Below are 13473 nucleotides of genomic sequence, written 5' to 3' on the forward strand. Positions count from 1 at the left end.
GCCTAAAAATGCGCATATCGATGTTTATAAATAATTAATTGACTTTGATGCAAAATTAAGCGCAGACCGATTTAAAAAACTTCGCTCTCTGCCACGGAATTTCGCGTATTTTCCGATAATTTGCACCGGGCCACTGATCCCTTTTTGACACTTTGATGCGTGCGAACGCCGATTAACTATGTCACTGACACTTGATGATGTAACGCGTATTGCCAAACTGGCAAAGCTGAATATTTCTGGCCCTGAAGCCGACTCCACCCTGGAAAAGCTCAATGGCATTTTCTCGCTGGCTGAACAACTCAAAGCCATCGACACCACGGGCGTCGCTCCCCTGAGCCACCCGATTGCAGCCTTGCTGCCGGAACTGGCCTTGCGTCTGCGTGAAGACGTAGTCACCGAAAGCAATCAGCGCGCAGCTTACCAGCAACCTGCTCCTGCGACCCAGGATGGCCTCTACCTGGTTCCTCAGGTTATCGAATAAGTATTCCGGAATTGATTATGCATACCAAAACTCTCGCCCAATTATCTGCCATGCTGCAAAGCAAGCAGGTGAGCGCCACTGAACTGGCCCAACATTTTCTCGACCGTATCGCTGCCAGTGATCTGAATGCGTTTTTGCATGTAGATACCGCACTGACCCTGGAACAAGCAGCCGCTGCGGATGCACGTATCGCAGCGGGCACAGCCACGGCACTGACTGGTATCCCAATTGCTCACAAAGATATTTTCGTGACTCGCAATCTGCGCTCTACCGCCGGCTCACATATGCTGGAAAACTATGTCAGCCCTTTCGATGCGACGGTAGTCGACAAACTGGCACAGGCAGGCATGGTCACGCTGGGTAAGCTCAACTGCGATGAATTCGCGATGGGCTCGTCCAATGAAAACTCCTATTTTGGCCCGGTACGTAATCCTTGGGACAAATCTGCTGTGCCTGGTGGCTCCTCGGGTGGTTCCGCAGCAGCGATTGCTGCGCGACTGGCACCAGCGGTCACTGGCACCGATACCGGTGGCTCTATCCGCCAGCCAGCCTCGTTCTGCGGCATCACCGGCATCAAACCTACCTATGGCAGTGTTTCACGCTATGGCATGATCGCCTTCGCGTCCTCGCTGGATCAGGGTGGCCCGATGGCGCAAACGGCGGAAGATTGCGGTCTACTGCTGAACGCGATGGTCGGTTTCGATGACAAAGATTCGACCTCGCTGGAACGTCAGCCGGAAGACTTTAACCGCGACTTGCATCAGTCACTACAAGGCTTGCGCATCGGTGTGCCGAAAGAATTTTTTGGCACCGGGCTGGCACCGGATGTAGAACAGGCAGTACGCGCGGCTCTGGACCAGTATGTGAAACTGGGCGCAACCCTGGTTGATATTTCGCTGCCAAAAACAGAACTGTCCATCCCGGTTTACTATGTGATTGCACCGGCTGAAGCCTCTTCCAATCTGTCACGTTTCGACGGTGTACGTTATGGCCACCGCGCTGCCAGTTATACAGATCTCGACGATATGTATCGCCAGTCGCGCACTGAAGGTTTTGGCGCTGAAGTGAAACGCCGCATTTTGGTTGGCGCCTATGTACTGTCGCACGGTTACTATGACGCCTATTATCTGCAGGCGCAAAAAATACGCCGTCTGATCGCTCAGGATTTCGCCGCTGCCTTTGAACAGTGCGATGTAATTATGGGACCAGTTGCACCGACGGTAGCCTGGGACATAGGCGCACAATCCGACGATCCGCTGGCGAATTACCTGGCTGATATTTTCACCTTGTCGACCAGTCTGGCTGGCTTGCCTGGCATGTCTATCCCTTGCGGTTTCGGTCAGGGCGAAAAAAATGCGCGTCGTCCGGTAGGGCTGCAACTGATCGGCAATTATTTTGCGGAAGCGAAGTTACTCAATATCGCGCATCAGTATCAGCAAGTCACAGACTGGCATCAGCGCAGCCCGGAATAAGTGCTCAAACAGTTAGCCTGACTGGTCGTGTACGCTGCGACAGTGACTTGCAGCGACAACTCAGTCAGGTGCCGCTGGCAAACTACAGCGTTTGCCAACGCCAACCAGATACGAAGGAATACATATGCAATGGGAAGTCGTTATCGGTTTTGAGACACATGTGCAGCTCAAAACCCACTCCAAAATTTTCAGTGGTTCATCCACCCAATTTGGCGCAGAACCAAACACGCAGGCCAGCCCGGTAGACTTAGCTCTGCCTGGCGTGCTGCCGGTCATGAACAAAGGTGCCGTAGAAAAGGCGATACAGTTTGGTCTGGCAGTCGGTGCCACCATCGCGCCAGAATCCATCTTCGCACGTAAAAACTATTTTTATCCGGATCTGCCTAAAGGCTATCAGATCAGCCAGTTTGAAATCCCGGTAGTACAAGGTGGTTATGTCCCCTGTATCGTGGAAAAAGACGGCAAAGCGGAAGTACATCAGATACAGCTGACCCGCGCTCACCTTGAAGAAGACGCCGGTAAATCTTTGCATGAAGATTATCAGGGCATGACAGGCATCGATCTGAACCGTGCCGGCACGCCTTTGCTGGAAATTGTGACTGAGCCTGTAATGCGTAGTGCAACTGAGGCTGTGGCGTATGCCAAGGCGCTGCACTCACTGGTAATGTGGCTGGACATTTGTGATGGCAATATGCAGGAAGGCTCCTTCCGTTGCGACGCCAATGTCTCGGTGCGCCCGGTCGGCCAACAGGAATTTGGCACACGCTGCGAAATCAAAAACCTGAACTCTTTCCGCTTCCTCGAAGAAGCGATCAATTACGAGGTAAGACGTCAGATCGAATTGATCGAAGATGGTGGCCGCGTGGTACAGGAAACCCGTCTGTACGATCCGGACAAAAAAGTCACCCGTTCCATGCGCAGCAAAGAAGATTCTCAGGATTATCGCTACTTCCCAGACCCGGATCTGCCACCGCTGCGCATCAGCGAAGCCTGGATCAATGAAGTACGCAAAACCATGCCGGAATTGCCAGCTGCGATGCGTCAGCGTTTTGTTGAACAATATGCGCTGCCGGACTACGACGCGACCATACTGACCCAGTCTAAAGGCATGGCGGATTACTATGTCGCGCTGGTTGAGACAGCGGGTGTAAGTCTTGCAAAAACAGCCGCTAACTTCATGATGGGCGATGTGGCATCCACCCTGAATCGTGAAGGCGTGGACATTGCCGCCATTCCGGTCAGTGCCGCCCAAAGCGGTTTACTGCTGCAACGTATTGCCGATGGCACGATCTCCAATAAGATCGCCAAAGAAGTGTTTGCCGGTATGTGGCAGGCTGGCAGTACTGACCTGAACCTGGCCGATCAGATTATCGACGCCAAAGGTCTCAAGCAGATTTCTGATGTCGGCGCGCTGGAAAAAATTATTGATGAAGTCATGGCGGCGAATCAGCAATCGGTCGATGAATTCCGCGCTGGTAAAGAGAAGGCATTTAATGCACTGGTCGGTCAGGCCATGAAAGCGACTAAAGGCAAAGGGAATCCTGCCCAGGTCAATGAATTACTGCGTAAGAAACTCGCAGGTTAAGAGGAGATATTGATGAGTCACTTACGTCAGGAATTTATTCGTTTTTCTGTTGATGCTGGTGTAATCCGCTTTGGCGAATTCGTCACTAAGGCAGGTCGCCTGTCGCCGTATTTTTTTAATGCCGGACTATTCAATGATGGCGCGAATCTGGGTAAGCTCGCGGCCTTCTATGCCGATACGCTGATTAACTCCGGCGTGGAATTCGACATGCTGTTTGGCCCGGCCTATAAAGGCATCACGCTGGCCAGCGCGACCGCTGTCGCACTGGCCGCACGGGGCCGCAATGTGCCTTTCGCGTACAACCGCAAAGAAGCCAAAGACCATGGCGAAGGCGGCACTATCGTCGGCGCCCAGTTACAGGGCAGGGTCGTGATTATCGACGACGTGATTTCCGCCGGAACCTCGGTACGTGAATCGGTAGACATGATACGTGCTGCCGGTGCCACGCCAGCAGCTGTACTGATCGCACTCGACCGCATGGAACGGTCGGGTAAGGACGATGCGCTGTCGGCACACTCAGCGGTGCAGGAAGTCAGCCAGACCTACAACATGCCTGTTGTTTCCATCGGCAATCTGAACGATCTGTTTGACTACCTGTCCGCAGCAGGTGCCGGCGCAGAATTGACCCAGCATAAGGATGCGGTAGCGGCGTACAGGGATAGGTACGGCTCGAAATAATTGAGCGATCTGTTTGCCGGGTCAACTTCACGCAGAGTTTAGAAATTGAATTTCAGCCCTGTCTGGATGTGTGTATGGGCAAGCTACTTAATTGTGGACCGTTCGGTGTAAAAATTAAGTAGCTGCCTTACCTGACTTTCGTGGCTGATAGTTGGCCTTACATCTATCTGCGTGTTAGTCTGGTTTTATCTATTAATCGAATAATGCCTGGTTCACAGGCATTACCAAAGTTTCCAGAAATTCAAATATGTAGCAGATATGTCTATATAGCATCTGTATGTATTTTGTTTTACCTGGTTACAGTAAATATCTCTCACTCATTCTGAGTAGCGAAATAAGTCGATCAATTACAATTTGGACGTTTCTTGTGAATCATTACAATAATTTAACTGCACTCCGGTGGTTTTCAGCAGGACTGGTGCTGTTTGGCCACAGCTTCACCTTATTGGGATTGCCTGAACCCGTTTTCATGAATTACACGAGACTAGGTCCTTTAGGCGTTTCGATATTTTTTGCCGTGAGCGGATATCTGGTCACCCAGAGCTGGGAACGTGACCCTCATCTTTATCGTTTTTTAGTGCGCAGGGCACTGCGGATATTCCCCGGACTAGCCGTTTGTCTTGCTGTCACCACTTTTATCTTAGGGCCGCTGTTAAGCACATTACGTTTCACTGACTACTTCACGCACTCGCAACCATTTCGTTATTTTTTTGAAAATTTATTTTTATACATAACGTTTAGCTTACCAGAAGTATTTACAACAAATATTTATCCGCATGCAGTCAATGGGTCCATTTGGAGCTTGCCCGTTGAATTTTTTATGTACCTGATCGTTGCACTGATAGGCATCACAAAATTACCACGTTTCTTTTGGCTAATTATTGTGGCGCTGTTAATGTATTTTTCAGCGAGCTGGTCGACAGTCTCGGTCGATCCAATAATTGTTTATCGCTCCGATCTGAGGGCCGTCGTTACTTGCGGCGTCTATTTCTGGATCGGCTCTGCATTGTGCCGTTATAAATTTAATCCCTCATCGGTCACCACACTTGGTGTCACGATGATAGCGTGGATCAGTATGACTCGATGGCCAGAAGTGTTTGCAATAGGTGCAGGACTCGCAATTCCCATACTGGCTTTAGGCTTTGGGCTCGCCACCAGCAATTGGCTAGGTAAGCTTTCGAAATACGATTACTCGTACGGAATTTATATCTATGCATTCCCAGTTCAACAGACCATTGCGCATTTCTTCCCAAAGATGAGCATACTGCCGTATTTACTTGTCGTCAGTGCAATCACGCTCGTACTGGCGGCCGTATCATGGCACTTAATTGAAAAGAAAGCTTTAGCGTTAAAACCTAAGCGTTAGATCAATGAAGAGATGATGCCATTTTTGGTGTGGCATCATCAATCAAACTCCGCTTTGTACCGCGTGTCTGTAACTTTGAACGCGGTTTATTGTGCTTGTTTAATTTTTCCAACATAGGCTGGAAAATATTCCGATAAAAATTTAACCACAAAATAATTACACAGCAGTAAGCACAGGAAAGAAAAGATTATTGTTAATAAAGGGTTGGCTAAATTAATTTTCAAACCGACCAACACTAACAATTGAGTCAATACTATTTTAAAAATATTTTCAGTTCCGCAAAATATCAGTGTCTCCCGCCCCAATTTTTGCAGAAGAGAAATTTTCTGCAGAAGCATAGCAAGCAAAATATTTCCAAAAATCAACACCAATATCGTAAAAATATAGATCACTTCAGTTAATGGCTTAAATGTCTGCAGTGAAGGAGCTACGGTGCCAATTATTCGTATTAACCAGTCACTTCCATTGAAATAATTAGCAAGTACAAATAATACTGTTATTAAAATTAATATTTTTTTAAGCCAGCATTCAGAAAAGAATAGACTCTGCTCTTTCAGCAAAGGAAACATGGCCTTACCGAGCACGTAATATAAATAATAATACATTGCGCTGTCGATATTCATTATCCATGATGGATTCACAACTGGATTGTTTGGCAAAATGGTTTGACTGGCAACATATGCTAGCAGTGCCAGTAAATATGTTGCTACGCGCGACTTAAAAAGAACCAGGAACAGATAATCTATAACGACGACGATGTATAGACAGGGAATGAACCAAAGCGATGCTGCATATACTTTATTTCTGATCCCCAAAATAAACGACTTGAATGCTTCGCGAAAATCGATAAATCCCCAGTCATTTAATATCGTAAAAACGAGCAATGCAATCAAACTAAAAAAAACATACGGAAGCAATAACTGGGCCGTCTTTTTCTGTGCAAACGTAAGAAATTTTTCATCTGCTTTGCCCGGCGCAAAAAAACCAGCCGCAAAAAAAAACATTGGTACATGATAAGTAAATACAAACGGATATAATTTCCCTGCAGAATTACCAAAATGTCCTATGTAAATTGCAAATATCCCTAAAAATTTAAGTACATCAACCCAAGCAACCCTTGCTTTATTATTCATTTCTTATTTCTTTCTTAATTGGTGTCAAGCAATGTTTCTATTATAGCTATTTAACATTTGACCATTAAGAATTGCTTCAATTTAAATTTTTAGTATGTCTTTTTTCAGCTCCTATTTAGCATCAAATTTCCTGTGCAAATTTGATATTAGTGGTGCGATACTATCAAACACACCTTCATACATTTAACTTACTCTTATCTACGCCGAACTGCTCGTCAAATATCTGTGTCCTCGAAATATTGCGGGCTAAAGCAACTGGATAGGCCGCGCTAAATGCGTCACTTCTCCTCTTTATTTGCTCTGGATCTACTGGAGTCCGATACATAGATGTCAGTTTCGGAACGTAGACAAATTCATTATTGTGTGCGTAGCGTACCCATAAGGTCCAATCTTCCAACGCTTCCATATCCTCGTCAAATCCACCGCGTTGCTCAAATAATGAACGCTCAAATAGAACTGACTGTATCGGAAAAAAGTTATGGTGACGCAAAACCTGATAGTCGTAGTTTTGGCGCAAAGCATCTGGCACTTGGTAAGTACACTCTTTGTATCTACCGTCCTGAATCTGACTACTATCGGTCATTATTTCCCATGCCAGACTGTAGGCAGCACAGGCCTTAGGCTGCTCCGTCAACGCATGCATCAAAACTTCGACATGATCAGCAAAAAGTAAGTCATCGTCATCTAAGAATAAGCACCAACGCCCATTTGCCTGTTGTAATCCATAGTTACCAGTAGCCGAACGTCCGCACTTTCCCAATCCAAAATAACGCAAAGGCAAATGGACGTAATCACGCATACTTGTGACCAACTCCTCCTGAGTTTGACCTCCATCCTCAACAATAATATGTTCTAAGTTGGGATAGGTCTGGCGCGCTACAGAAACAATTGCCTGACGCAGATAGTTTTCACGACCACGATAAGTACGGGTAATAATACTGACCAAGGGCGGTGGCTCTGGCAGGGCATGTTGTTCAATAAAAGCACCGTCACGTATCATTTCAAAATCCCATGCGCGAAAAGGGAAGTTGACCTTACTCGAAGAACGGGACAATAAAACTTTTGGCGTTAGTAACACCAAACGCAAGATATTTTTGAATACGTCAAAGCGCGATCCGGGATAGGCCTCATTTGCCATCAATAATCTCAGGCTTAATATGGGAACTGCCATCACGTCCCAAAAATTCCCATACTTCAACCTTAAATACAAATTAGCAAAAGTACTGCCCGTGTATTGCAATTTTTTAACTTGACCAGCACTTTCATAGGTGTAATGCCAAACAACTGCTTGAGGGCAATATCGCAATACGTAACCAGCCCTGCGCAAACGATAAGATAATTCTACGTCCTCTCCATACATAAACAGAGTTTCATCGTAACCTTTGATGCGTTCCAACGCAGAGCGGCGCAGTAACACACAGGCATGGGAATTCCAACTGGTACTACCGGTAATCGGGTCGTAGTACTTGGGGTGTTCATAAGGCTTTTGCCTCAATTCCCAGGCTGCAGCACTATCGGTATCAGCCTGTGCTGACGAGACAATATTCAATAAAGCATTTGACTCAAAGGTTAAGTCAATGTTTGTAACCAGACAGTAAGGCGCTTTGCCAGCACGAATACCCGCATTATGTCCAGCACCAAATCCTTTGTTTTCCCGCTCTAAAATTTCAACTGTCAGGCCTTGCTCTACCAATTTCCTTGAGAAAATATGTAGTTGCTTAACGGTATCATCCGTCGACGCATTGTCGACAAAATACAAATTAATGAGCTTTTTGTCGTAATTGAGTGCTAGTAGTGAATTGGTAAACGCCTCTATCCATCGGCCATTATTATGGGTAACGATACTGATATCGACACGTGGTAACTGTTCCGGTTTAAGCTTAGGGGGCAGGCAAATTGTCAGTGGTTGTTGCATCGCTTCGCAACGTTCTTTGACGATATCGGCAATTGTTCCCTGATTCATACTTGAATGCGGCACAACTGCAGTTAAGTTCATCAGCTTAGACCAAGACTCATCCATCAGTTTATAAATTGGCTTGGGTATTAAGTTACTCGCACGGCTACCAATAAACTTAATGCCATTCCAAAGAGGAGTGACATCTCCTTTGATCAACTGCATTAACCAGCGTAGGGGAGCAGTTAATTTCCAGGCTGTACTGGCACGAATTTTAACTATTTGCGCGAAAGCAGCATCTCTTTCAGTTTTTATAGATAGTAAGCTACGCTGCAATTCTTCACTTTGTTCAGTCAGAAGTGAGACCTGTGCAAGTGCCGCATCTCTCTCACTTTGTAGCGATGAGAGACTACGTTGTATATCGTTAATTTGTTCAGTTAGGAGAGAAATTTGTTCTAACACTGCGTCTTTTTCTTTCTTTGATAATGAAAGATTATCCTTTAGCTTCTCATTTTGACTTATCTGTACTGAAATTTCATTTTTGTGCTCTTCCAACCTGGATTCCAGCTGCCGATTGAGTGCTGCAATATCCTGCTCCAGATGAGCTACCCAGTTCTTGTGGAGAACAATATCTTCCACACGATGATCCAAAGCTATTTTTATAGACTGATAGGCATCAGAATGCTCAACTTCTTGCTCAAGGAAACTTGCTGCAAATTCAGGGAGACTCGCATCGGAAGCCAATGCGATCCAATACAGTGGACCTTGCATGCCACTTTGAGCCTGCAACACACCATCTTCCCGACGATGACTGATCAGACCAGTACTGTCTGACTCAGAGAAAATCCCAGAACCATAAATAAGCTTCTGTCCAAAAAATCTGCTATGCGTAAAATGCTTACCTAATAACGCTTTAAATTCATGTTCATATAATTCTTTAACATGGTATTCATTCTGGATACCAGTCAAATCAGTGTAGAAATGCTTGTCAGGGCTAGAAATCAATAGAAGACCGCCTGGACGCAGAACCCGCCGAATTTCAAGCATCATCTCTTCATGCTGATCATGGTGTTCTATAGTCTCGAAGCTGACGACCATGTCAACGCTGGCATCGTTCAGTGGGATTGCAGCACAACTTCCTACACGGTACTCCAGATTCCCTTTGTGGTATCGCGCACTGGCGTGCTGAATCGCTTCACTGGATATATCAACACCATATACCTGTTGTGCGTGGTCAGCCAGCAGAGCAGATCCATACCCCTCTCCACTGGCAATATCAAGCACAATTTTTCCCTGCACCAGTGTGCTGGCTTGTATATATCGATGTACATGTTCCAACTCAATATTGCCGTTCACTTCAGGCACATACCGCTCACCAGTAAATTTAAGAATATTTTCCATTTCATTCTTCTCTGGTCGTCAATTTGATATCTTGCATGGGAATTCCCATCAAGCCAGTTGCCACTGAGCTCGCTTCCGATTTAAAAATCAGCGCATCATGCAGCCAATGGTGCTGTACATGCATTTCCTGGGTCCCAGTTGCAATTGCAACACCCACGCTATAATCGCCGGCAGGCAGTATAGGCATAGCGAACCTGAATTCAGCGTCCAGACCACTTCCCGCTTCACAAGAAAGAGATGCGTCTGCGTAGCTCAAATAGGTGTTATCGCCGAACAACGCCTGCCCTCTGTGATCTTTAATGGAAAACCCTATGATAGGGTTGACTAATTCCTGATGCGCCTGCGCAAATATTTTTAAAGTGACGACTTCGCCACCCACTACCCAATTTAACGGATTGCCATGCACATCATTAAACTCGACATTCTTTATTTGTGCTCCACCTTGCCCAAACGCAGATGCATCATGATCAAAAGTAAATATACGCAAGTCGTTTCTCAAATTACTGGCGTTGACTAAATCCTGACGCTGATCACGAAACAATACAGGTTCTGCTTTTCGTTCTGCTTTCAGTTTTTTTACATCACTCTTTCCCTGCTGTGCCTCATAAAAAGCCTGTAGATAAGACGCGCAGACTTTTTTTGGATTACCTTCCTCTATCAATCTGCCTTTTTCCAGCCAGATTACCCGGTTACAAAGGTTCTTCACAGCACCGGTATCGTGACTGACAAATAAGACCGTACCCTTTTTCATAAAATCACGCAGAAAACGCATACACTTCTGCGTGAAGAATGCGTCACCCACGGCGAGCGCCTCATCGATGATCAGAATCTCTGCATCCACATGAGCAATGACAGCAAATGCCAGTCGCACCATCATGCCGCTGGAATATGTGCGTACTGGTTGCTCGATGAATTCCCCTATGTCAGCAAAGGCTTCGATATCGTTGAATCGTGCTTGGATTTGCTCTGCGGTCAGACCAAGTACAGCAGCATTCATATGTACATTTTCGCGCCCGGTAAATTCCGGATTAAATCCAGACCCAAGCTCAAGTAATGCAGCTATACGTCCATTGGTGCGAACCTGGCCTGTACTGGGCGTCAGCGTTCCGCAGATGATTTGCAATAAAGTAGACTTACCAGATCCATTGCGTCCGATAATACCGACGGTCTCACCTTTTTTTATCTCGAAATTAATATCTGTTAAAGACCAATATTCACGAAAATAATTTTCTGACCTGACGCCAAGCAGTTTTTTAATTTTGGGAAAAATAAATTGTTTTAACCTGTCAGCCGGCGTGCCATACATTTGATAGTACTTGCCCAGTCCGCTAACACTGATTGCATTACTATCAGAGTACATCTGCAAATCCTTTTCTGGTTTTCTGAAACCAAACAAATCCCATCCATGCGATGGCACTGGCAAGCACTGTATATAAACCCAAACCTGTCCATTCTGGCATCAAGCCCCAATAAATCACATTTCTCGCTTGTTCAATAATAAAAGTCAGCGGATTGAGCATTAACCACTTTTGAAAAATTGGCGGGACAGCACTGACGGGATAAAAAATTGGAGAGAGGAACATCAAAACCATGGCAATGATGCCTACGGTCTGTCCAACATCCCGCAGAAAAACACCCAATGAAGCGAGAAACCAAGCTACGCCCAAAGAAACTATAACAAGTGGCAGTAAAACAACTGGCAGAAATATAATTGTCCAATGCCAAAAACCATTGAAAAGTAAATATGCCAACAATAAGACAGCAACACTGATTACGCTATGAAACAATGCAGCGCCCAACGTAATAACGGGTAAAATTTCTAAGGGGAATATCACTCGTTTGACGAAATTTGTATTTGATGTAATTGCAGCATGCGAGCGATTGATTACATCCGCAAACAAACCATGCACAATCATCCCAGTAAAGAGCAAAATAGCGAACTCAGTCTGACTTTGTGACCCACCATTACCCCAGCGAGACTTAAATACCACCGAAAAAACGAAGGTATAAACCACCAACAGTATAGCGGGATGCAAAAATGACCATGCCAACCCCATAGAGGAGCCTTTGTAGCGTCCAATTACTTCTCGCTGAGTCATTTGCAAAATCAAGCGGCGATTTTTCCAAATGCTGATAAATGGTGACCTGAAGTCGCATGGATGTGTTTCATGCGGATTCATATGCTAGCGTGACCTTCTCGAGCGGGGGAGGTGTTAAATTGAAGCTCAACTTTGGAAAACATGAACAATACTAATTAGATAAGATATTTTGATGTAAAAGAATTAACTTTTATCAAAAGACAAGGCGTTATTATACATTCAGCTCTTCAACTAAATGTAGAATTAGCGTTATTAGGTAAATATGTCTTGATGCTACCGTAAACCAACGAAATTCTTTTACTACGTTACAATTTGAATTAACTAAAAATCACAAACGAAAAAATTTAACCCTCAATTAAATTTGGCATTATTTTATTTAGTCTCAAAAAGACTCATCTGACCAGGTTCAACATTTTATTTGAATCAATGTACTGTCAGTCGCAATTACAACCATCGGCGAAAGATAGAATGAGCGCTCCGAATTCGCTTAATTTTTATTCCAGTGCTCTTTCGCTTTCTCATTCCTATCTGCCCTTTTCTATATGAAAAAAATCATCTCCGCCAATCTAAACGGCATCCGCTCCGCTGCTAAAAAAGGTTTTTTTGAATGGATGAAGAAAGAGGATCCTGACTTTCTTTGCGTTCAGGAACTCAAAGCACAGGCTCCGGATATGACAGTAGATTTTTTAAATCCCCATGGGTTTCACGGCCATTTCCACTACGCCGAGAAAAAAGGCTACTCCGGTGCCGGTGTGTACAGCAAGCAGCAGCCGGATAAAGTCCACATAGGTTTTGGCAGCGTGGAGTTCGATGCTGAGGGACGCTATGTGCGCTGCGACTTTGGCAATCTGTCTGTCATTTCGGTCTATTGTCCATCCGGCTCCTCGTCTCCTGAAAGACAGGAAGCGAAGTTCCGTTTTATGGAAGAATTCCTGCCGCATCTGGCCGCACTGAAAGCGGAAGGACGCGAACTGGTGATCTGTGGCGACTGGAATATCGCGCACAAAGAAATTGATTTGAAAAACTGGAAGAGCAATCAGAAAAATTCCGGCTTTTTGCCTGAAGAGCGTGCCTGGATGACGCAGGTGTTTGATGAATTGGGTTGGGTCGACGCCTACCGGCGGCTGCATCCGGATACCACCAGCGAATGCTATACATGGTGGAGCAACCGCGGTCAGGCTTGGGCCAACAACGTAGGCTGGCGTATTGACTATCAGGTGGCAACACCGGGTATTGCAGAAAAAGCGCACGCAGCCAGTATTTACAAGGACGAACGCTTTTCAGACCACTCGCCGCTGATTATTCATTATGAGGACTGAACAATTCACTCCTCAAGCAACTAACTGTTGAAAAAAATGGCTGGA

10 protein-coding genes are annotated in these 13473 nt (G+C 45.6%); 6 read left to right on the forward strand and 4 right to left on the reverse strand.

Features of this window, described 5'->3' with window-relative positions; genetic code table 11:
• Positions 1-178 precede the first annotated feature (178 nt).
• The 5 genes from gatC to H8K47_RS02460 all read left to right on the forward strand — a co-directional run bounded on the left by gatC (position 179) and on the right by H8K47_RS02460 (position 5582).
• Positions 179-481, forward strand: coding sequence for an Asp-tRNA(Asn)/Glu-tRNA(Gln) amidotransferase subunit GatC (gene gatC, locus H8K47_RS02440; protein WP_186879838.1), 303 nt, complete (start codon positions 179-181; stop codon positions 479-481).
• Between the two features lie 17 nt (positions 482-498).
• Positions 499-1953: an Asp-tRNA(Asn)/Glu-tRNA(Gln) amidotransferase subunit GatA gene (gatA, locus tag H8K47_RS02445; RefSeq protein ID WP_186879839.1), complete on the forward strand. Its 1455-nt coding sequence runs from the start codon at positions 499-501 to the stop codon at positions 1951-1953.
• Between the two features lie 118 nt (positions 1954-2071).
• Positions 2072-3538 (forward strand): Asp-tRNA(Asn)/Glu-tRNA(Gln) amidotransferase subunit GatB, encoded by a 1467-nt coding sequence (gene gatB / locus H8K47_RS02450; RefSeq protein ID WP_408057814.1) that lies wholly within the window; start codon positions 2072-2074, stop codon positions 3536-3538.
• Between the two features lie 12 nt (positions 3539-3550).
• Entirely contained in the window at positions 3551-4216 is a 666-nt protein-coding gene (pyrE, locus tag H8K47_RS02455) for an orotate phosphoribosyltransferase (RefSeq protein ID WP_186879841.1), read from the forward strand.
• Between the two features lie 367 nt (positions 4217-4583).
• Positions 4584-5582 carry an acyltransferase family protein gene (locus H8K47_RS02460; protein WP_186879842.1) on the forward strand — a complete coding sequence of 333 codons (999 nt, stop codon included), beginning with the start codon at positions 4584-4586 and terminating at the stop codon, positions 5580-5582.
• 86 nt (positions 5583-5668) lie between these two features.
• Here the strand turns inward: H8K47_RS02460 and H8K47_RS02465 are convergent, their stop codons facing one another.
• The 4 genes from H8K47_RS02465 to H8K47_RS02480 all read right to left on the reverse strand — a co-directional run bounded on the left by H8K47_RS02465 (position 5669) and on the right by H8K47_RS02480 (position 12190).
• Positions 5669-6715: an acyltransferase family protein gene (locus tag H8K47_RS02465; RefSeq protein WP_186879843.1), complete on the reverse strand. Its 1047-nt coding sequence runs from the start codon at positions 6713-6715 to the stop codon at positions 5669-5671.
• Between the two features lie 175 nt (positions 6716-6890).
• On the reverse strand, positions 6891-10010 hold the full coding sequence (locus H8K47_RS02470) for a glycosyltransferase (RefSeq protein WP_186879844.1): 3120 nt from the start codon (positions 10008-10010) through the stop codon (positions 6891-6893).
• A 1-nt stretch (position 10011) separates the two neighbouring features.
• Positions 10012-11370 carry an ABC transporter ATP-binding protein gene (locus H8K47_RS02475; protein ID WP_186879845.1) on the reverse strand — a complete coding sequence of 453 codons (1359 nt, stop codon included), beginning with the start codon at positions 11368-11370 and terminating at the stop codon, positions 10012-10014.
• On the reverse strand, positions 11360-12190 hold the full coding sequence (locus tag H8K47_RS02480) for an ABC transporter permease (RefSeq protein WP_212681806.1): 831 nt from the start codon (positions 12188-12190) through the stop codon (positions 11360-11362). Before H8K47_RS02480 ends, H8K47_RS02475 begins: the two co-directional genes overlap by 11 nt.
• Positions 12191-12651: 461 nt before the next feature.
• Between H8K47_RS02480 and H8K47_RS02485 the strand changes: the two genes are divergently transcribed.
• Positions 12652-13428, forward strand: a complete 777-nt coding sequence (locus H8K47_RS02485; RefSeq protein ID WP_186879846.1) for an exodeoxyribonuclease III — start codon at positions 12652-12654, stop codon at positions 13426-13428.
• Positions 13429-13473: the final 45 nt, after the last annotated feature.

This window comes from Cognatundibacterium rugosum (assembly GCF_014284365.1).
Lineage (GTDB): Bacteria > Pseudomonadota > Gammaproteobacteria > Burkholderiales > Burkholderiaceae_D > Undibacterium > Undibacterium rugosum.